At 71.5% G+C, this 25,423-nt stretch carries 16 protein-coding genes; 11 read left to right on the forward strand and 5 right to left on the reverse strand.

Going from position 1 to position 25,423, the window contains the following annotated elements; genetic code table 11:
* Positions 1-8: 8 nt before the first annotated feature.
* The 3 genes from IPJ17_06710 to IPJ17_06720 form a co-directional block, all read right to left on the reverse strand.
* Positions 9-2,204: a PAS domain-containing protein gene (locus IPJ17_06710; GenBank protein ID QQR75262.1), complete on the reverse strand. Its 2,196-nt coding sequence runs from the start codon at positions 2,202-2,204 to the stop codon at positions 9-11.
* Between the two features lie 4 nt (positions 2,205-2,208).
* Positions 2,209-3,363: an FIST C-terminal domain-containing protein gene (locus IPJ17_06715; protein QQR75263.1), complete on the reverse strand. Its 1,155-nt coding sequence runs from the start codon at positions 3,361-3,363 to the stop codon at positions 2,209-2,211.
* A gap of 135 nt (positions 3,364-3,498) precedes the next feature.
* Positions 3,499-5,229: a BamA/TamA family outer membrane protein gene (locus tag IPJ17_06720; GenBank protein QQR75264.1), complete on the reverse strand. Its 1,731-nt coding sequence runs from the start codon at positions 5,227-5,229 to the stop codon at positions 3,499-3,501.
* A gap of 116 nt (positions 5,230-5,345) precedes the next feature.
* On the opposite strand from IPJ17_06720, the gene IPJ17_06725 reads away from it, so the two are divergent.
* From IPJ17_06725 to IPJ17_06760, 8 genes are all read left to right on the forward strand, one after another.
* The gene (locus tag IPJ17_06725) at positions 5,346-7,181 is read left to right on the forward strand and encodes an insulinase family protein (GenBank protein QQR75265.1); all 1,836 of its coding nucleotides are present in this window, start codon (positions 5,346-5,348) and stop codon (positions 7,179-7,181) included.
* Entirely contained in the window at positions 7,178-8,680 is a 1,503-nt protein-coding gene (locus IPJ17_06730; protein ID QQR75266.1) for an insulinase family protein, read from the forward strand. Before IPJ17_06725 ends, IPJ17_06730 begins: the two co-directional genes overlap by 4 nt.
* Entirely contained in the window at positions 8,677-10,356 is a 1,680-nt protein-coding gene (locus IPJ17_06735; GenBank protein ID QQR75267.1) for an alkaline phosphatase family protein, read from the forward strand. The genes IPJ17_06730 and IPJ17_06735 overlap by 4 nt, the downstream gene beginning before the upstream one ends.
* Before the next feature lie 95 nt (positions 10,357-10,451).
* Positions 10,452-11,906 carry a sigma-54-dependent Fis family transcriptional regulator gene (locus IPJ17_06740; GenBank protein QQR75268.1) on the forward strand — a complete coding sequence of 485 codons (1,455 nt, stop codon included), beginning with the start codon at positions 10,452-10,454 and terminating at the stop codon, positions 11,904-11,906.
* 105 nt (positions 11,907-12,011) lie between these two features.
* Positions 12,012-15,623, forward strand: a complete 3,612-nt coding sequence (gene nifJ / locus IPJ17_06745) for a pyruvate:ferredoxin (flavodoxin) oxidoreductase (GenBank protein QQR75269.1) — start codon at positions 12,012-12,014, stop codon at positions 15,621-15,623.
* A gap of 11 nt (positions 15,624-15,634) precedes the next feature.
* Positions 15,635-16,633: a dihydroorotate dehydrogenase-like protein gene (locus IPJ17_06750; GenBank protein QQR75270.1), complete on the forward strand. Its 999-nt coding sequence runs from the start codon at positions 15,635-15,637 to the stop codon at positions 16,631-16,633.
* Positions 16,634-16,790: 157 nt separating this feature from the next.
* A complete protein-coding gene (locus tag IPJ17_06755; GenBank protein ID QQR75271.1) occupies positions 16,791-18,680 on the forward strand; it encodes a hypothetical protein in 1,890 nt (629 codons plus the stop codon).
* A gap of 4 nt (positions 18,681-18,684) precedes the next feature.
* Positions 18,685-20,328, forward strand: coding sequence for a glycosyltransferase family 39 protein (locus IPJ17_06760; protein ID QQR75272.1), 1,644 nt, complete (start codon positions 18,685-18,687; stop codon positions 20,326-20,328).
* Positions 20,329-20,353: 25 nt separating this feature from the next.
* On the opposite strand, the gene lysM is transcribed toward IPJ17_06760, so the two are convergent.
* On the reverse strand, positions 20,354-20,848 hold the full coding sequence (gene lysM, locus IPJ17_06765) for a peptidoglycan-binding protein LysM (protein QQR75273.1): 495 nt from the start codon (positions 20,846-20,848) through the stop codon (positions 20,354-20,356).
* A 153-nt stretch (positions 20,849-21,001) separates the two neighbouring features.
* Between lysM and IPJ17_06770 the strand changes: the two genes are divergently transcribed.
* Positions 21,002-21,928 carry a formamidopyrimidine-DNA glycosylase gene (locus IPJ17_06770; GenBank protein ID QQR75274.1) on the forward strand — a complete coding sequence of 309 codons (927 nt, stop codon included), beginning with the start codon at positions 21,002-21,004 and terminating at the stop codon, positions 21,926-21,928.
* 3 nt (positions 21,929-21,931) lie between these two features.
* On the opposite strand, the gene IPJ17_06775 is transcribed toward IPJ17_06770, so the two are convergent.
* A complete protein-coding gene (locus tag IPJ17_06775; protein ID QQR75275.1) occupies positions 21,932-23,626 on the reverse strand; it encodes a hypothetical protein in 1,695 nt (564 codons plus the stop codon).
* 172 nt (positions 23,627-23,798) lie between these two features.
* On the opposite strand from IPJ17_06775, the gene IPJ17_06780 reads away from it, so the two are divergent.
* Both IPJ17_06780 and IPJ17_06785 read left to right on the forward strand, forming a co-directional pair.
* Entirely contained in the window at positions 23,799-24,542 is a 744-nt protein-coding gene (locus IPJ17_06780; GenBank protein ID QQR75276.1) for a glycosyltransferase family 2 protein, read from the forward strand.
* Entirely contained in the window at positions 24,535-25,419 is an 885-nt protein-coding gene (locus tag IPJ17_06785) for an NAD-dependent epimerase/dehydratase family protein (GenBank protein QQR75277.1), read from the forward strand. The genes IPJ17_06780 and IPJ17_06785 overlap by 8 nt, the downstream gene beginning before the upstream one ends.
* Positions 25,420-25,423 lie beyond the last annotated feature (4 nt).

The raw sequence follows: 25,423 nt of genomic DNA on the forward strand, positions 1-25,423 counted from the left end.
CGGCGTCGTCAGGCCGACGGATCGTCGAGCAGAGTGCGCAGGCGGATGGCGAGGTCGGTCGGCGAGAACGGCTTCGAAAGGAAGATGGTCCGGACGTCCCCGGCCGTTTCGGGTGGCCGCTCGGCGTAGCCGGAGCAAAACAGCACCGGAAGCGAGGGACGAACGGCGCGCAGTCGTTCGGCGAGCTCGCGGCCGCCGAGGCCCGGCATCACCACGTCGGTGACCAGGGCGTCGATCGAGCCGAGCCCGTGGCGCTCGGCGACGGCGAGCGCTTCGGCGCCGTTGGCTGCGGCGAGAACGCGATAGCCCAGTCCGACGAGCAGGGCGCTCAGCAGGTCGCGCACCGTCGACTCGTCCTCGGCGAGCAGCACGGTTTCGGCACCGCGCGGCGGAGGAGGTGGCGGTGGAGCCGCGACGACCGGCGCCTCGTGTCCGTCACTCGCCGCGCGCGGCAGCATCACGGTGAACACCGCTCCCTGTCCCGGCGAGCTGTCGGCGAGCACGTCGCCGCCGCTCTGGCGGACGATGCCGTGGACCGTGGCGAGCCCGAGGCCGGTCCCGTGGCCCACCGGCTTGGTGGTGAAGAACGGTTCGAAGAGGTGGGCGCGGACCTCGTCGCTCAGACCGATGCCGGTGTCGGCGACCTCGATCGTGACGTAGTCGCCTGCCGGCAGGGAGCGTTCCGCCACCTCGGGCTCGAGCGCGCGAGCGGGCAGCGTGCTCTGGCCGATCCGCACGGTGAGGGTCCCCCCTCCCGGCATCGCGTCGCGCGCGTTCACCGCGAGGTTGACCAGGACCTGCTCGATCTGGCCGGGGTCGGCGCGGACGATCGCCGGTTGGGTCGGAGCAAGCACCTGAAGCTCGACCTCCTCGCCGAGCAGGCGGTCGAGCATCGGCTCGAGGTCGGCGACCAGCCGTCGCAGGTCGATGGTGCGCGGGCGCAGGATCTGGCGTCGACCGAAGGCCAGGAGCTTGGCGGTGAGCTCGGCGGCGCGGCCGGAGGCGCGGCGGATCTCGGCGACCTGCTTGGCCCAGGTCGAGTCCGGGGGGAGCTGACGGGCGAGCAGCTCGGCGTACCCCCCGATCGCGGTGAGCATGTTGTTGAAGTCGTGAGCCACGCCGCCGGCGAGCCGTCCGACCGCCTCCATCTTCTGGGCCTGGACGAGCTGCTGCTCCAGCACCTTGCGGTCGGTGACGTCGAGCACGACCCCTTGGAAGAGAACCCTGGCGTCGTCGTCGGGGCCCTCGCGGGCGGCGATCGCCTGGTCGCGCACCCAGACGATCCGTCCGTCGCGCGTCAGCAGGCGGTACTCCATGAGAAACGCGCCGCCGGTGAGAAGGCGCGCCTCTTCGGTGGTGAACCGATCTCGGTCCTCGGGATGGACCATCCGCCGCCAGAGGCCGGAATCGGCGAGGAACTCGGCCGATGGCGCCCCGGTCAGCCGTTCGATCTGCGGGCTGGCGTAGTGCCACTGGCCGCGCGGTCCGGCTTCGGCGAGATAGGTGACCGCCGGCAGGGCCTCGATGAAGCGCTGCAGACGGAGCTGGGCGTCCTCGGCGACCCGCTCGGCCCGGCGCCGTTCGGCGATCTCGCGCTCGAGCTCGGCGTTGGCGGCCGAAAGCTCGACGGTGCGCTGGGCGACGCGCTGCTCGAGCTCTTCCTGGCTGCGCCGCAAGGCACGCTCCATCATCCGCAGCCCGGTGACCTCGCGGACCACGGCGAGCTTCTGGCGCTCGAGCAACGGGAAGAGTCGCGCCTCGAAGATGCGCTCGATGTCGTCGTCCACCACCGAGTACTCGACGCTGACCAGCTTGCGGGTCGTCGCGACCTCGGCGAGCGCCTCGGTCAGCAGCCGGCCGATGCGCGGCTCGCGGGTGCCGGCGACCGACTGGCCGACGAGCGGGCCGGGCCAGGCGGCACGAATCGGCTTGCTGCCGCCGCTTTCGTCGAGGACGCGACCATGCTCGTCGAGCCAGAGGAAGAGGTCGGGGACCGCACGGAAGACGGCGCGCAGGTCGGCGTTGGCCTGCATGAGCTCTTCGGAGGAGAGGTCGAGCGAGCGCTCGAGCATCCCGCGGTCGCGATCGGCCTGTTGGTAGGCCTCGTCGATGGCGGCGAAGAGCGCCTCGTGGCCGGCCGGCGGCTCCTCGGTGCCGAGCTGGCGCAGCAGCTGGCGACGCAGCAGACGGTGTTGGACCGGCACCGGGTCAGCTCTCCGCGAGCGAGGTGATGGTCATCGTCTGGTTGTGCAGCTCGCAGCGTGCGGTGGGCGTGAAGGGCGAGATCTCGCCGTAGGAATAGAAGCCGGTGAGCACCGGCGTCGGGCCGAGCACGGCACGCACCGCTTCGAGCTCCTCTTCGACCCGTTGATCGAGCACCATCCGTCGGCCGACGCAACTGACGAGCAGCGCCAGGCTGGCCGGAGCCTCGCCGAGCGCGGTGTGGCAGATGTGTGCGGCATCGGTGGCCCCGTCGATGAGGCGCTCGAAGTTGGCCTTCATGAAACGGGCGAGCCCGCCCTCCGGCATCTCGCCGGCGAAGAGGATGCTCTGCTCGGCCTCGTCGACCTGCAGAATGGTGCGGACGACGGCGGTCTCGTCGCGGTGGGCGCGCACCGCCAGCGGGAAGTAGAGCCCGGTGGCCGGGAGTCCGGCGGCGTCGGCTCCGAGATAGCGCTTGTAGAGCTCGAGAGCGGAATGGCCGTCGAGCTCGTAGAGCTCGTTGGCACTGGCGCGGGTGATGAGGCGCTCCGGTCCGAACGGGTCCCAGCCGCCGAGCGACCCGCAGCCCACCCGCAGGCGTCTGCCGGCGATGCCGACCGCCACCACGCCATGCTCGCGGAACGCTCCGCGGTCGATCACCCGGGTGCGGGCGAAGCGCGGGCCGTCTCCGGCGAGGCCGCCGGTGACGACCACGTTCGGCGGGAGGGAGCGACCGAGCCCGGCGACGAGGGCCGAGCCGTTCACCTGGATCCCCTCGCTGAGCACCAGGACGTAGGCGAGGTCGGGGATGGCGGCCAGATCGCGGCCGAGCGCCTCGCCGACCGCGCCGCTCGCCTCTGCCGACGGCAGGTCGCGATAGGCGGCGTGAACCGTCGAGCTGGCCAGCTCGACCGCGGTGGCGACGAGCGTTCCGTCGGCGACCTGTGTGCCCGAGATCTCTCCGGCCGTCGAACAGCCGACGACGAGCGCGGCGGGATGCCGGGCGGCGATCTCGCCGAGCGCTGCGGAATCGTCGAGCGCAGCGCCGGAGCCGAAAACGAGCAGGAGTTGTGCGCCGGGGAGGTGGCCTTCGGCGGTCGCCGCCGAAGCGCCTTGCCGCCAGTCGCCGCCCGGGGAATAACGCCAGTGCGAGACCCTCATGGACGGCGGTTCCTCCGATCGAGGCGAGGGTAGCACAGCGCTCGGTGCTGCGAGCGCGGCGTCGGGAAGGGTGGAAAGGGGGTGAGTCGAACGACGGCTTCGGCCGCGGCAAGCGCCGTGGCACCCCTGCCCGGGTCAGAAGGTATCGCTCGTGGTCACCAGCCACTGCACCTGCCGCTCGCCACGACGCGCGTCGAGCGGGAAGGCGACGTCGAGGTGGATCATCGACGCGTTGGCCGAACGACTCGAGCCGATGCGCAGTCCGAGCCCCACGTCGCGCAGCACGCCGAGGCTCGGCGGGCCGGGTTCCCCGGCGCTCCAGGCCCTTCCCACGTCGGCGAAGACGGCACCGCCGATCCGCACCAGGTGGAAAAGCTCCGCCGGATGGTAGAAGCGCTGCTCGAGGGTCAGGAGGATGCGTCGGTTTCCTTCCTGGTAGCGCAGCGGATAGCCCCGCAGGCCGTTGTCGCCGCCGAGCAGGAGCTGGCGCTCCGGATCGAGCCGGTAGGCGGCGTCGAACGTGAGGCTGGCGAAGAAGAGGTGACGGCCGAGATCCCGCCAGTAGTAGCGCAGGCTGAGGGCGACCTGGCCGTCGCGCAGGCCGCCGATCCCCTGGCCGCGATTGCCCTCGACTCGACCGCCGAGCGAGGCCGCGGCGAGCAGGAGCTGCCCGCGGCGCGGTGCGAAGCCGTCAGCGAGGCTCGCCCCGAAGAGGGCCGCATTGCGGTCCGACCCGAGCGCCCGACTGACCAGGCCGAGCCAGGCGTTGCCGCGCCGGCCGAGGTTCAGGTCCTCGGTGCGGTCGATCCGGTCGAGGTTCTGCGCCTCGATGTAGCCGTCCTCGATCCACTCGCCGGCGACCCACGGATAGGCGAACCTCCGGTCCGGCGGCAGCGCGCGGTGACGCAGCTCGCCGGGTGGAACCGAGTAGCGGCGGCGATCCCAGGTGGCGCCGAAGCGCAGGCGGGCGGTGCGACCCGCCACCGCACCGCGCGAACGGCCGAACGAGACCTCGGCGTACTCCTGGTCGACGGCGAAGCGGTCGTCGATCTCGCCGAGGCGGTAGATCGAGTCGATCCGCTGATCGCGAAAGGCGCGCAGGCCGGCGGCGGAGCGCGAGTCGAGCGAGCGGAACGGGCGCTCGAAGGCGAGGCGCATCAGCTCGCCGTCGCTGTTGTCGCTGTACCAGAGCTCGAAGCGGAGACGGCGGCCGAGGAAGTCGTCGTCGCGATAGCGGGCGAGGGTCGTCGTCCGGTCGACGTTCTCGTCGCGCGAGAGCGTCAGATCGGTGCCGAGGCCGAGGAAGTTGGAATCCTGGAGCTCGAGCTTCCAGGCATTCTCGCCCCCCTTCCGGTTGAAGCTCGCCCCCGGCTTGAGCGACCAGACGTCGCGGGTGATCACTTCGATGTCGACGTCGCCGTCGCAGTACGCCACCGGCCGGACGACGGCGTCGTAAAGGAAGCGATCGCGACGGAGCAGGCGCTCCGACTCCGCCAGGCGCCGCTCCCGGTAGGGCTCGCCGGGAGCGAAGACGAGGCGGTGGAGGATGACGCGCTCGCGCGTCGTCAGGTGGAGTTGGTTGGCCAGTCGGAAGGCCCAGAAGCTCTCGCCCGGCACCTCCGGGTCGAAGATGTTCTTGGCCCGGACGAGGATCCGCCGGACGCGGGCCCCTTGCGCCTCGAGCTCGGTGGGCGAGGGGATTGCCTCGCCGACGAGCCAGGTCCTGCAGGTCGGGTCGACGACCGGTCCGGGATCCGGCGTTGCCTCGGCAGCGGCGGCCGCAGCTGGTGCGCCGGCAAGGCCGGCGAGCCAGGCAAGGGTGAGCAGGACGGATGCGCCGGGAGCGGCGCGCTGGATCCAGGGCATGAAGGCTCGGCCGAAAACAGGGCATCCTAACCCGCGTTTCCGGCTCCTGAACCTGCTCATCCCCTGTGCTACGCTGCTCGGCCGCGGTGCGTCACAAGCGCCCAGGAGGATTCCCCATGCGACATCGGCACTCGCTCGCACGACGGTGGGCGCTCGCCGCGCTCCTCGTCGGGTCAACCTTCGCCGTCCCTCTCGCTCCGCTCTTCGCCGCCCAGGCGTCGCCGGCTCCGGCCCGCAAGGCCGAGGTGCCCGTCGAGAGCTTCACGCTCGAGAACGGGATGCGGTTCCTGCTCGTTCGCCGCCCCGAGATGGCCACGGTCCACTCGGGCTGGGTGGCCAAGGTCGGCTCGGCCAACGAGCGGCCCGGGATCACCGGGCTCTCGCACTTCTTCGAACACATGATGTTCAAGGGTTCGAAGGCGATCGGCACGACCGACATCGCCCGTGACCTGGCGATCCAGGCCGAGCAGGAGGCGCTGCAGGAGAAGATGCGGGCGATCTACCGCGCGCAGCGCGAGCGCTATCGCCGCGGCGAGATCCCCGACCCCTTCGACCCGGCCTACCGGACCCCCGAGCTCAAGGAGCTCGAGGAGCGCTTCGCCAAGCTGGTCGAGGAGCAGCGCGCCCTGATGGTCAAGGAGGAGTTCTCCAAGCTCTACACCGAGGCAGGAGCGACGGGGCTCAATGCCGGCACCGACTACGACCTGACCTTCTACTTCGTCACCGTGCCGGCCAACAAGCTCGAGCTCTGGTTCTGGCTCGAGTCGGACCGGCTGGGCGAGCCGGTCTTCCGCGATTTCTACGCCGAGCGCGACGTCGTCCACGAGGAGCGCCGGCTGCGCACCGAGTCGACGCCCACCGGCAAGTTCGAGGAGGAGTTCGACTCGCTCTTCTGGCAGTCGCATCCCTACCACTGGCCAGTCGTCGGCTGGCCCTCGGACCTCAAGGTCATCAGCAAAGCCGACGCGGACGCCTACTTCTCGACCTACTACGCCCCGAACAACCTGGTCGTCGCCCTGGTCGGCAACTTCGAGCCTTCCGAGGTGCGCCGCCTCGCCGAGCGCTACTTCGGTCGCCTGCGGCGCGGTGCCGTCGAGCCGCCGGACGTGGCGACCCTCGAGATGCCGCAGCTCGCCGAGAAGCGAATGGTGGCCGAGTGCGACTGCCAGCCGCAGGTCGAGGTGCGCTATCACACCGTGCCGTTCGGTCACGCCGACAGCTACGCCCTCGACGTGCTCGCCGGACTGCTCAACGGCCGCACCGGCCGTCTGATGAAGGCGATGGTTCTCGCCAAGCCGCTCGCGGTCTCGGCTCAGGCCGGCCAGGACTCGCGCAAGTGGGCCGGGGCCTTCAGCTTCTCGGCCGAGGCCAAGGGTGAGACGACTCCCGAGCAGCTCGAGCAGGCCTGGTACGAGGAGCTGCGCCGCGTGCGCGACGAGCCGATTCCCGAGGCCGAGCTCCAGAAGGTGAAGAACCAGATCGCCGCCTCCGCCTTCCGGCGGCTCGACAGCTCCTTCTATCTGATGCTGCAGTTGCTGATCTACGAGGGCCAGGGCGACTGGAGCTACCTGAACACCTGGGCGGACCGCACGCTCGCCGTCACCGCCGAGGAGGTGCAGCGGGTGACGCGGACCTACTTCTCGCCGGAGTCGCGAGCGGTGGCGCTCTACCGGCGCAAGCCTGGGGAGGCGGCGCGGCCGCTGCCGGCCAAGATCGCCGTCGTCCCGGCCGCGATGCGGCAGCAGGTGGAGGCCAAGGTGCGGCAGCTCCAGGCCGTCACCGATCCGGCCGTCCTCCGCCAGACGCTCGAGGCGATGGTTGGCCAGGTCAGCGGGGCGCCGCCCGAAGTCCGCCCCGCCCTCGAAGTGCTGATCGAAGCGATCCAGACTCGCCTCGCCGAGCTCGAGAAGCCCGCCGCGACCCCCGTTCCCCCCGCTGGAGGCCCGCGATGAACCGCGCTCCCATCCTTCTGCTGCTGGCTTCGCTCGCCGCGGGCGCTGCGCACGGCGCGTCGCCGGCGGCGATTCCCGATCACCCCCGCGCCCTGCGCTACGGCGAGCTCCGTTTCGAGCTCCCCGACCCGGCGCGCTATCGCCACGAGCTGCCCGGCGGCGTCGTCGCCTTCGTCGCCGAGGACCACGCCCTGCCGCTCGTCAAGGTGAGCCTCATGCTGCGCGGCGGGGCCTATCAGGATCCGGTCGGCAAGACCGGGCTCGCGGCGTTGACCGCGGCGATGCTGCGCCGAGGCGGCGCGGGAGCGCTCGCCGCCGACGCGTTCGACGAGCGCGCCGACTTCCTGGCGGCGAGCCTCTCGGCGAGCGCCGGCCCCACGAGTACCACGTTGACGCTCGACTGCCTCTCGCAACAACTCGACGAGTCGCTCGACCTGCTCTTCGCCATGCTGACCGCTCCCCGGTTCGACGAGAGCCGGCTGGCGGTGGAGAAGTCGAGCCGCCGCGAAGGGCTCGCCCAGCGCAACGACGATGCGGGTGACATCCTCGAGCGGGAATGGAACTGGCTGCTCTACGGCCCGCAGCACGTCGTCGCGCGCGAGACGACGGCCGCCGAGCTCGATTCGATCCGCCGCGAGGACCTCGCCTCGTTCCACGCGCGCACCTACGGACCCAGCCACCTGGTCGTCGCGGTGGCCGGCGACGTCGACGCCGCGAGCATCCTCGCCCAGCTGAAGCGTCGGCTCGCCGCCTGGAAGTCGACCGCGGCCGAGCCGGCCTGGCCGCCGACCTTCCCCCAGCATGCGCCGCCGCCGGGCGTCTACTACGTGGAGAAGGACATCCCGCAGGGCAAGGTCGAGATCGGTCACCGCGGCGTCCGCTGGCAGCGCTGGGACGATCCGGAGATGTTCGCCCTGATGGTGATGAACGAGATCCTCGGCGGCGACTTCACGTCGCGCATCACGCAGCGGGTGCGCTCCGACGAGGGGCTCGCCTACAGCGCCGGCTCCGACTACGACATCGGCATCCTCTGGCCGGGGTCGTTCTCGGTGGCGTTCGAGTCGAAGAGCGCCACGGTGGCGCTCGCCGCCAAGATCTCGCTCGAGGAGATCGGCCGGATGCAACGCGAGCCGGTCTCGGAGCAGGAGCTGCGGCAGGCGCGAAGCTCGTTCGTCGACTCCTTCCCGCGTCGCTTCGAGACGCCGTTCCAGATCGCCCGCACCTATGCGACCGACGAGGTCCTGGGGCGCCCGCACGACTATTGGCGCACCTACCGCGAACGGATGCGGGCGGTCGATGCCGCGGCGGTTCGGGCGGCGGCCGCCAAATACCTGCATCCGGACGCGATGGTCATGCTGGTCGTCGGACGGTGGAGCGACATCGCGGCCGGAGACGCGGACGGACGGGCGAAGATGACGGAGATCCTGAGCGGACCCGGGCGCGCCGCGGCGACGCAACTGCCCTTGCGTGACCCGCTGACGCTCGAGCCGCTGCCGTGAGCGTCGGGCCGGCAGGACGGATCGGCCGGCGAGCGCGGGCGCTCGCCGCCGGGCTCGGGCTGCTCGCGCTCGCCGCGTGCACCGCGCCGCCGGCGCCGAAGGAGCGGCCGCGAGCAGGGAAGGACGAGCGCCCCCCGCTCGTCGTGCTCGTCGTCGTCGACCAGATGCGGGCCGACTACCTCGATCGGTTCGGTCCGGCCTTTCGTGGCGGCTTCGCCCGTCTGCTCGCCGAGGGTGCGGTCTTCACCGAAGCGGCGCACGCCCACGGCGTCACCCACACGGCGGCCGGGCACGCCTCGATCGTCACCGGTCGATTCCCGGCGCACACCGGCATCGTCGCCAACACCTGGTACGACCGGACGGGGCATCGGGAGGCGTATTCGGCCACCGACGACGAGGACGTCGCCTCCCCGGCACGGTTGATCGGCGACGCGCTCGGCGACTGGATGAAACGGGCCGACGAGCGCTCGCGCGTCGTCACCGCGTCAGCCAAGGACCGCACCGCGGTGCTGCTCGGCGGCCGGCGTCCGGATGCGGCCTACTGGTTCGACGGCGCGAAGGGACGATTCCGGACGAGCCCCTACTACGCCCGGCGGATGCCGAGCTGGTTCGCGGCGTTCGAGACGAGGGCCGGCGCCCGCACCTACTTCGCCCGCGCCTGGGAGCCGCTGCCGCTCCCGGCCGGGGTCGATCGGGCGTCACTCGGCGTCGTCCGGGTCGACACCGGCGCCTTCGCCAGCGGATTCCCCCACCTTCTCGGCGGCCTCCAGCCTTCGCCCAGCAAGGGGTTCTTCACCGAGGTCGGCGAGTCGCCCTGGATCGACGAGATGCTCGCCGGGCTGGCCGACGAGCTGGTGGAGCACCACGAGCTCGGTGCGGATGAGGTCCCGGACCTGCTGGGACTGTCGTTCTCGGCGCTCGACTTCGTCGGCCATGACTACGGACCGCAGAGTGCCGAGGCGCTCGATGTCCTGGTGCGCGTCGATCGCCTGCTCGGGAAGCTCTTCGAACGGCTCGACGCTCGTCTCGGGCGCGGTCGCTATCTCGTGGCCCTCACCGCGGATCACGGCGTGGCGCCGTTGCCGGAAGCTTCGGGCGGCGTCGATCGCCGCGTCGGAGTGGCCGAGGCGCTCTGCTTCCAGCGGGTCGAGGGCGAGCTGACGAAACGCCACGGCGGACAGGGCTGGTTCGAATGGGGGCTGTATCTCGACTCGGGCACCGTCGCCAAGGCGGGACTGCAGCGCCCGGCGGTGGCCGCCGAGGCCGCCGCGCTGCTGGCCGCCTGCCCGGGAGTGGAGCGGGTGCTCACCGCGAGCGAGGTCGCCGACCCGGCGGCACTCACCCCTGCCGGCGCCGCGGCCGACCCGGTGCGTGCGGCCTACGCCCGCAGCTTCCGTGCGGAACGCAGCCCGGACCTCTTCGTCCACTGGCAGGAGCACGTCGTGGCGAGCCTCGGCACCGGCACGACTCACCACGGGGCGTGGCCGTTCGAGCGCCGGGTGCCGCTGATCTTCGCCGGCCCCGGAGTGGCTGCCGGACGGCACGACGAAGCCGTCTGGACGGTCGACGTGGCGCCCACCCTGGCCACCCTGCTCGGCGTGCCGGTCCCGTCCGGCCTGGACGGGGTCGACCGGGCGGCCTCGCTCGCCTCCCGCCCCGGCGTTTCCGCTCGCTGACGCCGAGCCGGCCGCGCGCGCCACCCCACGGCGTGGGGCGGATCGCCGTCCGGCAGGAGTAGGATCGGGCCAACCGAAGCCTTTCCGAGCTCGAGATGCGCGACCTGATCCTCGTCACGGACGACGACCGCCTGCAACGTGCCCTCCTGCGCGACGTGCTGGAGGACGCCGGCTATCAGGTCGAGACCTGCGCGAACGGGAGCGAATGCCTGGCGGCGCTCGAGCGTTCGCTGCCGGTGGCGGTCTGCCTCGACCTGAAGATGCCGGGGATGAGCGGCCTCGAGGTCCTGGTGAAGGCCCGCGAGCGCAATCGCGACGTCCCGGTGGTGATCCTCACCGGCCTGGCCGAAGTCGACGTGGTGGTGCAGGCGATGCAGCTCGGGGCGTTCGACTTCCTGGTCAAGCCGGTCGAGGTCACCAAGCTCGTCACCACCGTGCGCAACGCTGCCGAGCGCTATCGGATGAGCCGGCGCCTCGCCGAGCTCGAGCGCGAGATGGCCTTCCACGGCCACCCGACCATCGCCGGCCGTTCGATCGTCATGCGGGACCTCTTCCGCCAGATCGACCGGGTCGCCGGGACCGACGTGACCGTCCTCCTGGTCGGGGAAAGCGGCACCGGCAAGGAGCTGGTGGCCCGCGCCATCCACGCGGCCAGCCCGCGCGCCGGCGGCCAGTTGGTGGCGCTCAACTGCGCGGCGATCCCCGAGAGCCTGCAGGAGTCGGAGCTCTTCGGCCACGAGCGCGGCGCCTTCACCGGCGCGATGGAACGGCGCAAGGGGCGCTTCGAGCTGGCCGACGGGGGAACGCTCTTTCTCGACGAAGTCGCCGAGCTCTCGGCGAGCGCCCAGGCCAAGCTCCTGCGCGTGCTCGAGGAGAAAAGCTTCACCCGGCTCGGCGGCGCTGCGGACCTCCGTTCCGATTTCCGCCTGTTGGCCGCCACCCACCAGAACCTCGAGAGCCTCGTGGCGACGCGACGCTTCCGCGAGGATCTGTACTTCCGGGTCGCAGTCTTCGAGATCGTCCTGCCGCCCTTGCGCGAGCGCGGCGAGGATGTCCTCTTGCTCGCCGCCAAGTTCGCCGCCGATTTCGGCACGGCGGCCGGACGCCCGGCGATGCGGCTCGCGGCCGAGGCCGCCGACCTGCTGCGCGGCTACTCCTGGCCGGGCAACGTGCGGGAGCTGGAGAACGCCATCCAGCGGGCGGTGGTGGTCTGCGACGGCGAGGTGATCCGCCCGTCCGACCTGCCCGACCGCGTGCGGCAGACGGCGGCACCGCGGCCGGTCGCCGTCGCTGACCCGGTCCGCGCTGCGGAACGTCCGGTCGCTCCGCTGCCGGCTCCGCCGACTTCTCTGCCGGACGAGCCGGTCACGCTCGCCGAGCTCGAGCGACGCGCCATCGAGTCGGCGATGCGGCAGAGCGCCGGCAACCTCACCCTGGCGGCGCAACGGCTCGGGATCGGCCGCTCGACGCTCTACCGCAAGGTGCGGGAGCTGCGTCTCGACGGCGCTTCCGACGCCGCCGCGCTCGATCCTCTGCCCTCTCCCAACTGATCCCCCCCGAGCGCCCTTTGCCTCCCGCCCGCCGGGGTGGGGTCGAGGGGGGTGGCGCGTGTTAGAACGGTTCTCCACCCGGGACGCATCCCGGAGGAGCAACGCATGAGCAATCGCAAGATGGTCACGATCGACGCCAACGAGGCCGTGACCTCGGTGGCGCACCGCACCAACGAAGTCATCGCGATCTACCCGATCACTCCCGCCTCGAACATGGGCGAGTTCGCCGACGCGTGGTCGGCCGAAGGACGCAAGAACCTCTGGGGCGTCGTCCCCGAGGTGATCGAGATGCAGTCCGAAGGAGGCGCCGCGGGAGCGGTCCACGGCGCCCTCCAGGCAGGTTCGCTGTCGACGACGTTCACCGCCGCCCAGGGCCTGCTGTTGATGATCCCCAACATGTACAAGATCGCCGGCGAGCTGACGCCGTTCGTGCTGCACGTGGCGGCGCGCACGGTGGCGACGCACGCGCTGTCGATCTTCGGCGACCACTCCGACGTCATGGCGGCGCGGCAGACCGGCTTCGCGATGCTCTGCTCCGGGTCGGTGCAGGAGGCGCACGACTTCGCGGCGATCGCCCAGGCGGCCACCCTCGAGTCGCGGGTCCCCTTCGTCCACTTCTTCGACGGCTTCCGCACCTCCCACGAGGTGGCCAAGGTCGAAGAGCTCGCCGACGACGACCTGCGCCACCTCCTCTCCGAGGACGCGATCCGTGAGCACCGTCAGCGGGCGCTGACGCCCGACGGCCCGGTGCTGCGCGGCTCGGCGCAGAACCCCGACACCTTCTTCCAGGCGCGCGAGGCGTGCAACGGCTACTACCTCGCCTGCCCGGGCAAGGTGCAGAAGGCGATGGATCTCTTTGCCGGCATCGTCGGGCGGAGCTACCACCTCTTCGACTACGTCGGCGACCCCGACGCCGAGCGGGTGATCGTGATGATGGGCTCGGGCGCCGAGGTGGCGCACGAGACCGTCGCCTGGCTGCGCGGGCGGGGCGAGAAGGTCGGCGTGCTCAAGGTGCGCCTCTACCGTCCGTTCGACGCCTCGGCCTTCCTCGGCGCTCTCCCGGCGACGACGCGCGCCATCGCCGTCCTCGACCGCACCAAGGAGCCGGGCGCCCCGGGCGATCCGCTCTACCTCGACATCGTCACCGCGCTCAACGAGGCGCGTGTCGAGGGGCGGACGCCGTTCGCCGTCGAGCCGCGAGTCGTGGCCGGCCGCTTCGGGCTCTCCTCGAAGGAGTTCACCCCGGCGATGGTCAAGGCGGTGTTCGACAACCTGGCCGCCGCCAAGCCGCGCAACCATTTCACCATCGGCATCGTCGACGACGTCACCCACCTGTCGCTGCCCTACGACACCGAGCTCGACATCGAGCCGGACGACGTGCGGCGCTGCATCTTCTTCGGTCTCGGCTCCGACGGCACGGTGGGCGCGAACAAGAACTCGATCAAGATCATCGGCGAAGAGACCGACAACTTCGCCCAGGGCTACTTCGTCTACGACTCGAAGAAGGCGGGCGCGATCACCATTTCGCACCTGCGCTTCGGGCCGCAGCCGATCCGCTCGAGCTATCTGGTGCGCCAGGCCAACTTCGTCGCCTGCCACCAGACGGAGTTCCTCGACAAGTACGAGATGGTCGAGCTGGCGGCGCCCGGCGGCATCTTCCTGCTCAACACCGCCCACGGTCCGGAGACGGTGTGGGACTCGCTGCCGATCGAAGTGCAGCAGACGATCCTCGAGAAGCGCCTCAAGTTCTACGTCATCGACGCCTACAGCGTGGCGCGCGACTCCGGCATGGGCGTGCGCATCAACACCATCATGCAGACCTGCTTCTTCGCCATCTCCGGCGTGCTCGAGCGCGACGAGGCGATCGCCCGCATCAAGCAGGCGATCGAGAAGACCTACGGCAAGCGCGGCAAGATGGTGGTGGAGCAGAACTTCCAGGCGGTCGACAACACGCTGGCCCATCTGCACGAGGTGACGGTGCCGGCGGCGGTCACCACCAAGCGGCGCCGCCCGCCGATCGTCTCGGAGAACGCTCCGGAGTTCGTCAAGCGCGTCTCCGGCGTGATGCTGGCCAACAAGGGCGATCTGCTGCCGGTCTCGGCGTTCCCGGTCGACGGCACCTGGCCGACCGCGACGACGCAGTGGGAGAAGCGCAACATCGCGATCGACATCCCGATCTGGGACCAGAAGATCTGCATCCAGTGCAATCACTGCGCCTTCGTCTGCCCGCACGCGGCGATCCGCGCCAAGGTCTACGAGCCGGCCGCGCTCGGCGGTGCCCCCGAGACGTTCCTCGCCATGGACTACAAGTCGAGCGAGCTGCCGGGGATGAAGTACACGATCCAGGTGGCGCCGGAAGATTGCACCGGCTGCAACCTGTGCGTGCAGATCTGCCCGGCCAAGGACCGCACCAACCCGCGCCACAAGGCGATCGACATGCAGCCGCGCCTCGAGCATCTGGAGCGCGAGCGGGCGAACTACGACTTCTTCCTCGCCCTTCCCGAGCTCGACCGCACCAAGGTCGGCCGTCTCGACGTCAAGAGCTCGCAACTGCTGCAGCCGCTCTTCGAGTACTCGGGCGCCTGCGCCGGCTGCGGCGAGACGCCGTACATCAAGGCGCTGACGCAGCTCTTCGGCGATCGCCTGATGATCGCCAACGCCACCGGCTGCTCGTCGATCTACGGCGGCAACCTGCCGACTACGCCCTACTCGAAGAACCTTGACGGGCGCGGTCCGGCCTGGTCGAACTCGCTCTTCGAAGACAACGCCGAGTTCGGCTTCGGCTTCCGTCTGGCGATCGACGGTCACCATCGCCTGGCGGCCGAGCTGCTCACCCGGCACGGCTCGGCGATCGGCGACGAGCTGGTCACGGCGCTGCTCGCCGCCGACCAGTCGGACGAGGCCGGCATCGCCTCGCAGCGGGCTCGTGTCGTCGAGCTCAAGGCACGGCTCGCCCGGCTCGATCTCGCCGATGCTCGCCGGCTCGAACTGGTCGCCGACTACCTGGTCAAGAAGAGCGTCTGGCTGGTGGGCGGCGACGGTTGGGCCTACGACATCGGCTTCGGCGGCCTCGACCACGTGCTCGCCCAGCACCGCGACGTCAACATCCTGGTGCTCGACACCGAGGTCTACTCCAACACCGGCGGCCAGGCCTCGAAGGCCACGCCGCTCGGCGCGGCGGCCAAGTTCGCCATGGCCGGCAAGGATTCGGGCAAGAAGGACCTCGGGCTGCTGGCGATGAGCTACGGCCACGTCTACGTGGCGCGCGTCGCCTTCGGCTCGAAGATGCTGCAGACCATCCAGGCCCTGCGCGAGGCCGAGTCGTACCCCGGCCCGTCGCTGATCATCGCCTACAGCCACTGCATCGCCCACGGCTACGATCTGGTCTTCGGCGTCGAGCAGCAGAAGCTGGCGGTCGACAGCGGCATCTGGCCGATGTACCGCTTCGATCCGCGCCGGGTCGCCAATGGGGAGCCACCCCTTCACCTCGATTCCGGTGCCGCCAAGGTGCCGGTGGCCAAGTACATGGAGAACGAAGCGCGCTTCCGCATGGTCGAGAAGCAGGATCCGGCTCGCTTCCGCAAGCTCGCCGCGGAGGCCCAGCGCCAGGTCAGCCAGCGGGTTGCGGTCTACGAGCAACTCTCGCACCTGACCGTTCCGAGCGGCGCCGCACCGGCCGACGCCAAGACCGAGCCCGAGACGAAGGCGGAGAACTGAAGGAGAGCGCCATGGACCTGAGGACCTCATATCTCGGACTCGAACTGGCGCACCCGCTGATGCCGGGCGCCTCGCCGCTGGTCGACGATCTCGACACCGTCCGCCGTCTCGAGGACGCCGGGGCGTCGGCGATCGTCATGCACTCCCTGTTCGAAGAGCAGCTCACCGGCGAGATGCTCGCCACCCACGCCGCCATCGACGGGCAGAGCGACTCGTTTGCCGAGGCCCTCTCCTTCCTGCCCAGCCCGAGCGACTTCCGGCTCGGCCCGGAGGAGTATCTCGAGCAGATCCGCAAGGTGAAGCAGGCGGTCAAGGTGCCGGTGATCGCCTCGCTCAACGGGACGACGCTCGGCGGCTGGCTCGCTTACGCCCGGATGATGGAGGAGGCGGGAGCCGACGCACTCGAGCTCAACGTCTACCAGCTCGCCACCGATCCAGAAGAGACGAGCCAGTCGATCGAGCGCCGCACCCTGGCGATGGTGCGGGCGGTGGCCGGCGCGGTGATGATCCCGGTGGCGGTGAAGCTCTCGCCGTTCTACACCTCGATCGCCAACTTCGCCACGCAGATCGAAGAGGCCGGGGCCGACGGCCTCGTGCTGTTCAACCGCTTCTACCAGCCGGACGTCGACATCGAGGAGCTGGAGGTCAAGACCGGCCTGCGTCTCTCGGACTCCTCCGAGCTGCTGTTGCGGCTGCGCTGGCTGGCCATCCTGTCGGGCAAGCTCAAGGCGTCGCTTGCCGTCACCGGTGGCGTGCACAGTGCCGTCGACGTGATCAAGGCGATCATGTGCGGCGCCGACACGGTGCAGGTGGTCTCGGCCCTGCTGCGCCATGGGCCGTACTACCTGAAGTTCATCCTCGACGACCTGACCCGTTGGCTCGAGGAGCACGAGGTCGATTCGCTCGACGAGATTCGCGGCAACATGAGCCTCGAGCGCTGCCCCGATCCACGGCAGTTCGAGCGCACGAACTACATGAAGGTTCTGTCGAGCTGGAAGCCCGCCTGGTAGGAGGGAAGGCGGAACGGCGGCCGCGGCTCCCGAGGCAGGGTGACCAGGGGAGCCGGGCCTCCGCGAGGTGCGGGGGGAGGAGATTGCAGTTGTCGGATTGGGCAAGGGCGGCTAGGGTCGCGTCAGGCGGCCAGCCGCCCTTCCCGTTCTTGCGTCCATGGGATTCGTCCTCGCTCGCGCCCTCGTCTTCGCCGCCCTGGCTCTCGTCCTCGGGATGCTCGGGTCGGCGATCGACCGGCTGAGCGGCCGGCGGATTCCTCTCCCCGCGCCGCGCGCCGCCGGCCAGCTCCTCCTCGGCACGTTGGTCGCCACGGCACTCCTCTTCGGCCTCGCGGCCGGTGGAACCCTTTCGCGGGTCGCGGTCCTGCTCCTGGCCGCGGTAGCCGTCGCGTCCTGGGCCGCGTGTCGTCTCTTCGTCCGGGCGCCGATTTCGACCGGGAGCCCGGCGTCGGCTGGAGCGGATCGCTGGAGCCTGCCGGCGCGCGCCGCGGCGGTCCTCGTCGCCGCGCTGTTTGCCGGCCTCTTCCTCGAGGCGCTCAACCCCTACCCGGCGTGGGACGCACAGGTCTACCACCTCACGCTGCCGAAGCTCTGGCTGGCGGCCGGCGGCTTCGTCCGCGTGCCGTTCAACGTCTACTCCAACTGGCCCTCGAACTTCCAGCTCCTCTTCGCCGCGGCGATCGCCGCGGGGGACGCGCTCGTCGCCACCCTGCTTCACTGGGGTGCGGCGCTGCTCCTGGTGGTGCTGCTCTGGCACCATGCGGAGAGCCCGCGCGGCGAGCTTCCGAACGGGGAGAGGCGCGTCCTTGCCGGGTTTGCCGGCGCGATCGCTGCCATTCTCCTGCTCGCCAACGACCTGGTGCTCTTCGAGGCACGAGCGGCCTATGTCGATCTCGCCGCGGCGCTCGCACTGCTCGTCGCCTATCTCCTCGCCGAGGAGGGGCTCGAACGGGACGGAGAGCGCGCCCACCTGCTCGCCGCCGGTGCAGCGCTCGGCTATCTTGCCGGCCTCAAGACCACCGGAGCGCTCGGTGCCGTGGCGCTCGGCGGCGTGGTGGCGATCGTCGAGCTGCGGCGCGCGGGCGGTGGGCGGGCGATGCGAGCGCTCGCGTGGCTGGCGCTGCCGGCGTGTGCTCTCCTCCTCCCCTGGCTCGTCCGCTCGGCCGTGCAGACCGGCAACCCGTTCTACCCGCTCTTCTGGGAGCGCTTCGGCGGGCCGGAGTGGAGCTCCGATCTGGCGACTCGTCTCGCGCAGTGGCAGCGGTCGATCGGCATGGGGCGCGAGCCGCTCGACTACTTCCTCCTTCCGTGGCGTGTGGTGACCCAGGGCGACGCCGGCTACGACCACTTCGACGGGCGGCTCGGTCCACTCTGGCTCGCCCTGCTGCCCCTCGCCGTTGGGCAGGCGCACCGCCGCCGCGTCCGCCGGCCGCTCGCCGTGGCGGCTCTCGCCTTCGCGTTCTGGGCGGCGAGCGCCCAGCAGCTCCGCTTCCTGTTGCCCGCTCTCGCGCTGGCGGCGCTCGCTTGCGGCCGCGCGGTGGCGCTCCTGCTCGGCGGGATCGACCGGCGCGCCACTCGCCACGCCGTCGCCACGCTCCTGGGGCTCGTCGCGCTCGCCGCCCTGGTGCCGCCGGCGGCGCGCGAGCTCGCGTCGACGCCGACGCTCGCCCGGCGCTTCCTCGCCGATGGCGAGCGGGTCCTGGCGATGGCGGTGCCGCCGCCGTTCCGGGCGATCGAGGAGCTCACGCCGCCCGACGCGCGAGTGGCGCTCCTCAACACCAACCAGACCTACTTCTGTCCGCGCACCTGTGTCGCCGACAGCTTCTTCGAGGCGTCGCAGCTCGCCGCGGCGCTCGGTTCGGCAACCGACGCGGCCGGTGCCCGCGAGCGCTTCGCCGCGCTCGGCGTGACGCACCTGCTCGTCGACGCCCGTCCGCGCGGCATCGAGTGGTCGCCCGGCGTCGTCGCGCTCGTCGCCGACCGCACGCGCGCCGATCCGCTCTGGATCTCGCCGGACGGTCGCTTCACCCTCCTTGGGCTACGCTGACCTCGTGCCGCTCGCTCCCGCACGCCGCCACGACCTCGCCGCGCTCGTGCTGATCGCCGCGCTCTGGGCGACGGCGTTCCCGGCGCTGTCGAGCGTCAACGTGACCTGGGACGAAGCGCTCGGCGATCTCTTCTTCGGCGGTCGCACCTTCTCCTACTTCACCACCTTCGACGCGCGCTACCTCGACTTCGCGCACGACATCGCGCCGGTTGCCGGATTCCCCGATCTCGGTTCGTCGCCGTTCCGCTCGCGGCCGTGGGAGTACTACCCGTTCGCCGACGCGCTCGGCGCGGCAAGCTCGGTCTTCTGGTCGGGTGCGCTCGGACAGCTCGACCCGTTCGACGGCTTCCATGCCGTCAATCTGCTCTTCGCCTCGTTGCTCGTCGCGGCCTTCGTTCCTTTCCTCGCCCGACGCTTCGGCCTCGCCGTGGCGCTCGCCGCGACGCTGCTGCTCCTCACTGCGCCGCGCCTCGCCGCCGACCTGCTCGCCAACACGAAGGACTATCCGTCGATGGTGCTGTTCAGCGTCGCGCTCGTCGCCTTCGAGTCGGCGCGCGAACGAGGGTCGACCGCCGGGCTCCTCGGTGCGGGAGCGCTTGCTGCGCTGGCGCTGGCGACCAAGGCGAATGCGGTCTTCTTGCCGTTCGTCGTCCTCGGCGTGGTCGCCTGGGAGCGCGGCGGCACAGCGTGGCGCGGCCGGAAGGGGCCGCTTGCGCTCGCCCTGGCGGGTGCCGCGCTGCTCGCCGTGGCGCTCTTCGTCGCTCTCTGGCCGTATCTGTGGCCGGCACCGCTTGCCCGGCTGCTCGAGCACGCGCGCTATCTCGCCTTCCGCGGTGCGGCGATGCGACCCGAGAGCGCCATCTCGCCGCTGGCGGCGATCGCGCTCACCACGCCGCTGCCCTGGCTACTGGCCGTGGCGTTGGGCGTCGTTCCGACCTGGCAAGCCGCGCGTCGCGGAACGCCCGGGGCCCGCCTCCTGGTGGTCTGGATCGCCGTCGTGCTGGTGCGACTGCAACTGCCCGGTGCCGTCAATTTCGACGGCGTTCGCCACTTCCTCGAGATCTTCCCGGCGCTCGCGGCGGTCGGCGGCCTCGGTCTCGTGTGGGCCGGACAGCGGTTGGCGGCGGCAGCACCGCGCACCGCGCGTGTCGCCCCGGTGGCGCTGCTCGCCGTGCCTCTCCTCGCGCAGGGCGCGGTGCTCGTCGCCGTCCACCCGTTCGGTATCGCCTACTGGAACGAGCTTGCCGGCGGTCTCGGCGGAGCGCAGGCACGCGGCCTGCCGCAGGCGGGGGACTACTGGGGGCTGAGCTACCGGCAGGGGATGGCCTGGCTCGCCGACCACGCCGAGCCCGGCGCGGCGGTGGCGGTGCCGATCGCCGAGCACGCGGTGCGCCTGGTCGCCCCGTGGCGGCTGCGACCCGATCTGCAGCTCCTGCCGATGACCAGCCCGGCGCGACCGGAGATCCCGCCGCGCCGGATGGAGCAGCTGCGCGAGCTCGCGGCGGGACGAACGGTCTACGTGATGACGGTGCGGCGCGACGACTGGGACAACGCGCTCACCCGGGAGTGCCGCGAGCGCCTCCGCCCGGAGGTCGAGTGGACCCTCCAGGGCGGATCGGTCCTGGCGATCTACCGCTATCGACCGTGAGCGGCCCGCCGCGGCGGCGCGACGTTCAGCTCTTCGGCGCTTCGGCGTCGGGGATCCGCAGCACCTGCCCCGGGTAGATCTTGTCCGGGTTGTCGAGCATCGGCTTGTTGGCCTCGAAGATCTTCGGATAGGCACTCGCCTTGCCGTAGAACTTCTTGGCGATCGCCGACAGGGTGTCGCCGCGTTCGACGGTGTAGAAGACGGCGGGCGGCGCGCTCGCTGCGACCTCCATCTGGTCGTCGACCTGGGCGACCCCTTCGACGTTGCCGACCGCGAGGACGACCTTCTCGCGCACCGCCTGCGAGGCCGCCTTGCCGCGCACGGTGACCTTCGCCCCGGCGACCTCGATCGCCAGTCCGTCGACCTCGAGCCCGAGACCGCGGACGAGCTGGGCGAGCCCTTCGGCGCGACGGGCGTCCTTGACCCGCTGGAACGCCTCGGGAGTGACCTGCGGTTGCGGGGTCGGCTCGGGGACGTCGAGCTTCTTGCCCTTGCCGAGGATGAAATCGAAGAGACCCATGGTTTCCTCCGGATTCGAGTAACCGTCGCGTGGCGAGCGGCGCGAGGGGTGTTGGTCTATTCTGGACCAGCGGCGCCTGACGACACCACTGCCGGGCTCGGCGGCCTGATGTTCCGGGTGCTTCACGCGTCGCGCTGTCGGCTGGGAGGATCGATGCCCGAGCTGCCCGATCTCACCGTCTACGTCGAGGCGATCGCCCACCGCCTGGCCGGAGCGACCTGCCTCGGGGTGCGCATCGGAAACCCCTTTCTGCTGCGGACGGTGGCCCCGCCCCCCGCGGCGGCGGCCGGACGGCGCGTCGTGGGCGTGCGGCGTGTCGGCAAGCGAGTCGTGCTGGCGTTCGAGGACGATCTCTTCCTGGTCATCCACTTGATGATCGCCGGGCGGCTGCACTGGAAAGTGAAACCGCCGCGGCTTGCCGGGCGCGCCGAGCTTGCGGCGTTCGAGTTCGGTCGCGGGAGCCTGCTGCTCACCGAGGCCGGGAGCCGCCGGCGCGCGGGGCTGTGGGTGGTCGAGGGCGAGGCGGCGCTCGCCGCTCTCGACCCGGGTGGGATCGAGCCGCTGGAAGCCGACCGGGCGTCGTTCGCCGCCGTGCTGGCGCGCGAACGCCACACGCTCAAACGGACGCTCACCGACCCGCACCTCGTCGCGGGGATCGGCAACGCCTACTCCGACGAGATCCTGCACCGTGCGCGGCTTTCGCCACTGCAACTGACGACCCACCTCGAGCCGGAGGAGATCGACCGCCTTCACGCAGCCGTCGGCACGGTGCTGCGCGAATGGACGGTGCGATTGCGCGCCGAGTCGGGCGACGACTTTCCCGAGAAGGTCACCGCCTTCCGGCCGGAGATGGCGGTGCACGGTCGGTTCGGGCTGCCCTGTCCGGTCTGCGGCGCACCGGTGCAGCGGCTCGCCTACGCCGCGAACGAGGCGAACTACTGCGCGGTCTGCCAGACCGGCGGGCGGCTCCTCGCCGACCGCGCGCTCTCACGCCTGATGCGTGGCGACTGGCCGCGCACCCTCGACGAGCTCGAGGAGCGCAAGCGAAGCCTGCGCGCGCCGAGCGCCGCCGGAGAGTGAGGCTCACCGCGGAGCGGTCGGGGGCCAGAGTCCGAGAGCGGCCGGCGTGGAGAGCAGCCGACGGGCCAGGTCGCTCTCGGGCGCCGACTCGATCCAGGCTCGGGGTCGATAGCCCGCGCCGACGGCGGTCTCGTCGTGGGCGAGCACCTCGGAGAGCGTTTCGGCGAGCCGATAGCGCCCCTCCGCGGGTCGAAAGACGAGCACGACGATCTGCTCGTCGGCCAGATGGCGGGGAGAGCAGGGTCGGCGGCCGTCGCAGGGGACCTGTCCCTCCCCCCAGCAATCGAGCCCGGCGCCGGTCGACCGACAGCCCGATCCGCGTCGGGGCGACCAGCTCACCAGCGCCTGATCGCCGTCGCGGCGGTCGTAGAGCAGCTCGAACCAGCTTTGCGCGAGGTACTCGGCCTCGGTGGCGAGAAGCCACGGAGCGCCGTCGTGGAAGAGCACCAGGGTGGCGCCGCGCCGCAAGCGCGGCACCTCGTCGAGGATCGAGCCGAGCTCGCGCTGGGCTCGTCGCCAGGAGCCGACGAGCTCGTCCTGGCGGCGCACTGCGCTCCAGGTGCCGAGCAAGACGAAGACCGCCGGAACAGCCAGGGCGAGCGCCGGTCGGCGGAGGCGGCGAGCGAGCGCCGCCATGCCGAGTGCGAGCAGCAGTGCCGCGACGATCCGCGTCACCTGCTGCGTGCGGAAGTAGGCGCCGAGCGGGGCGATCCCGGCGTAGGGCAGCGCCGCGGCGATTCCCAGCAGGACGAGCGCGCCGGCCGTCAGAGCCCGATGGCGAGGGGATGCTGCGCCCATCTCTCCGGCGGTAGTGCCGGGGAGCCGACAGGCTGCGGCAACGACGAGCGCCGCAGCGAGGAGTCCGCAGGCAGCCCCGAAGCCGGGAGGGAGCAGCGGCGTTGGCGGCGGATACCAGGTCGACAGCGGCCGGAGCCAGCGCCATGGGGTCCAGTCCCAGAGCAGCAGGCGGGCGGTCTCCCGGGCCCGATCGACGAGGCCCAGCGCAGGAACGGTGCGGGCGAGATAGCCCGAGCGGTCGAGCAGGGCCGAAAGGAATGCCGCGCCGAACGGCAGGAGCGAGCCGTACCAGAGGGCGCCGACGAGAGCGCGTCGTCGTCGCGTCGCCCCGGGCGCCGAGAGGGCGAGGAGCGGCGGAGCGAGGAGGATCACCGGAAGCGCCACTTCGATCGTCCAGAGGCTCGCCTGAAGCAGCAGCACGACCCCGAGGAGCCGGATGGCGAGCGCCATGCGAGCCGTCGCTTCCAGAGCGGCGATGGCGGCGAGCAGCGCGCCGAGACAGGCCAACACGGCGACTCGATAGTGCAGGGCGACGGTGCTCACCGAAAGCAGGTCGCCGGTGGCGACCAGCACCAGCGCGCCGGCGACGAAGGCGGACCGCCGCTCCCCGGGCAGCAGGCGCCGGGCGAGGGCGCGGACGGCGAGGGCGAGGGCGAGCATCGCCGCGCCATCGACCATCTGCAGGGCGAGCGCCGGCCACGCCGTGGCGAGTGCCAGCGCGTAGGGCCAGGCGACCAGGAAGCGGGTGGGCGAGGCGATCGGCCGCAGCGCCCCGGCGAGCCGGTCCGCCTCGTGGTGGACGAGCGCGAGGTGCAGTCCGTCGTCGTGGTAGAAGCCGCGCTCGCCGGCCGATAGTCCCCAGACGAGGGTGAGCAGCGCCAGATAGGCTGCGATCTCCACGCCACGGTGTGAGGCGACGAGAGGTCGGTTCGAGGGCGTCGGATCGGGTTTCATCGGCGCACGGAGGCGTGGCGAGGTGCGGGAGCGCGACGCGGATCGGCGCTAGTCTAGGGGGAAGTCGCGGTCGTCGCACCCCACGGCGGCCCGGACGCTCCGCCGACATGCCGAGACGATGAACGTCGCCGCTCCGCCCCCCGAGCTCTCGGTCGTCATCCTGGGCTACCGCGCTGGCGCCACGCTGGTCGACCTGGTGGACCGCGCTGCCGCGGCGCTCGACGCGGCTGCCGTCGATTGGGAGGGTGTGCTCGTCGCCAACTACTGGCCGGGCCAGGACGATGCGACACCGGCGGTGGCGCGCGCGCTTGCGGCCGGCTCGTCGCGCCTTCGAGCCCTCGCCGAGCCGAAGGCGGGCGGGATGGGCTGGGACCTCCGGCGGGGTCTCGCCGCCGCGCGCGGCCAGCACCTCGCCTTCATCGACGGCGACGGCCAGATGCCGCCGGGCGACCTCGCCCGGGTCTACCTCGCCCTGCGCGACGAAGGCTACGACCTGGTCAAGACCTATCGCCGCGAGCGGGCCGACGGGCTGCAGCGCAAGTTGCATTCGTGGGGGTTCAACGCGCTCTTCTCCGCCCTCTTCCCCGGTCCGGACTGGCGCGACGTCAACTCGAAGCCCAAGGTGCTGACCCGCGCCGCCTACGAGCAGATGACGCTCGCGTCGGACGGCTGGTTCATCGACGCCGAGATCATGCTCGAGGCGCGCCGGCTCGCCCTGCGCGTCGGCGAGCTGCCGACGGTGTTCGGCGCCCTCGAAGGTCGAGCCTCGTTCGTCGGTCCGCGCGCCGTGCTCGAGCTTGCCTCGGCCCTGATCCGCCGGCGTTGGCGCGAGCGGCGCGGCCACGGCGGTCGCCTTGGCTGAGCGAACCTTGCTGGTGACCGGTGCCTCCGGCGGCTTCGGCCGGCGGCTCGTGCCGCTGCTCGCCGCCCAGCCGGGACGGTCGGTGCGCGCCCTCGCGCATCGGCGGGCGGTCGATGCCGGCGTGGAGACGGTGCGCGGCGACCTGCGACATCGCGAGTCGCTCGCCGCGGCGCTCGTCGGCGTCGAGACGGTGCTCCATCTCGCCGCGGTGACCCACAGCCACGCGGCGCGCGACTATCGCGAGGTCAACGCCGAGGGGACGCGGAACCTGGTGGCGGCCGCCGCCGCAGCCGGGGTCCGACGGGTCGTCCTGATGAGCTCGCGCGCGGCGGTGCCGGGGGGCGGGGCCTACGCGGCGAGCAAGCTCGCCGCCGAGGAGGCGGTGCGGGGTGCGCCGCTCGAATGGGTCGTGCTGCGGCCGGCCGAGGTCTACGGTCCCGGATCGACCGACGCGGTCGCGACACTCGTCCATTGGCTTCGGAGATGGGGACTCGCTCCGGTGGTCGCGCCGGATCAGGGGAAGGTCGCGCCCGCCCATCTCGACGACGTCGCTGCGGCGACCTGCCGCGCCCTCGACCCGGCAGCACCCTCCGGCCGAGTGCACACGCTCGCCGGCGACGAGGAGCTCACGCTGCGTCAGCTCGTCGGTCGGATCGCCCGCGTGCTCGGTGTGCCGGGCCGGGCGCTACCCGTCCCCCTGTCGCTCGCCCGCATGCTGGCGGCCGGCTGCCGTCTCGTCGGCTCGCGGCTGCTCGTTGCCGATCAGATGCCGCGGCTGCTCGCACCGAAGAGCGGTGACCTCGCTTCGGCGCGTCGCGACCTCGCCTTCGCGCCGCGCCCGCTCGACGCGGGTCTGGCCGATTGGCTGGACCGCTGACCGG

Source organism: Holophagales bacterium, assembly GCA_016699405.1.
In the GTDB taxonomy this organism is placed as follows: domain Bacteria; phylum Acidobacteriota; class Thermoanaerobaculia; order Multivoradales; family JAGPDF01; genus JAAYLR01.

Excerpts from the sequence above, each read along its gene's own strand:
- IPJ17_06715 (QQR75263.1), bottom strand. The coding sequence starts at position 3,363 with ATGAGGGTCTCGCACTGGCGTTATTCCCCGGGCGGCGACTGGCGGCAA.
- IPJ17_06720 (QQR75264.1), bottom strand. The coding sequence starts at position 5,229 with ATGCCCTGGATCCAGCGCGCCGCTCCCGGCGCATCCGTCCTGCTCACC.
- IPJ17_06725 (QQR75265.1), top strand. The coding sequence starts at position 5,346 with ATGCGACATCGGCACTCGCTCGCACGACGGTGGGCGCTCGCCGCGCTC.
- IPJ17_06730 (QQR75266.1), top strand. The coding sequence starts at position 7,178 with ATGAACCGCGCTCCCATCCTTCTGCTGCTGGCTTCGCTCGCCGCGGGC.
- IPJ17_06740 (QQR75268.1), top strand. The coding sequence starts at position 10,452 with ATGCGCGACCTGATCCTCGTCACGGACGACGACCGCCTGCAACGTGCC.
- nifJ (QQR75269.1), top strand. The coding sequence starts at position 12,012 with ATGAGCAATCGCAAGATGGTCACGATCGACGCCAACGAGGCCGTGACC.
- IPJ17_06750 (QQR75270.1), top strand. The coding sequence starts at position 15,635 with ATGGACCTGAGGACCTCATATCTCGGACTCGAACTGGCGCACCCGCTG.
- IPJ17_06755 (QQR75271.1), top strand. The coding sequence starts at position 16,791 with ATGGGATTCGTCCTCGCTCGCGCCCTCGTCTTCGCCGCCCTGGCTCTC.
- lysM (QQR75273.1), bottom strand. The coding sequence starts at position 20,848 with ATGGGTCTCTTCGATTTCATCCTCGGCAAGGGCAAGAAGCTCGACGTC.
- IPJ17_06770 (QQR75274.1), top strand. The coding sequence starts at position 21,002 with ATGCCCGAGCTGCCCGATCTCACCGTCTACGTCGAGGCGATCGCCCAC.
- IPJ17_06780 (QQR75276.1), top strand. The coding sequence starts at position 23,799 with ATGAACGTCGCCGCTCCGCCCCCCGAGCTCTCGGTCGTCATCCTGGGC.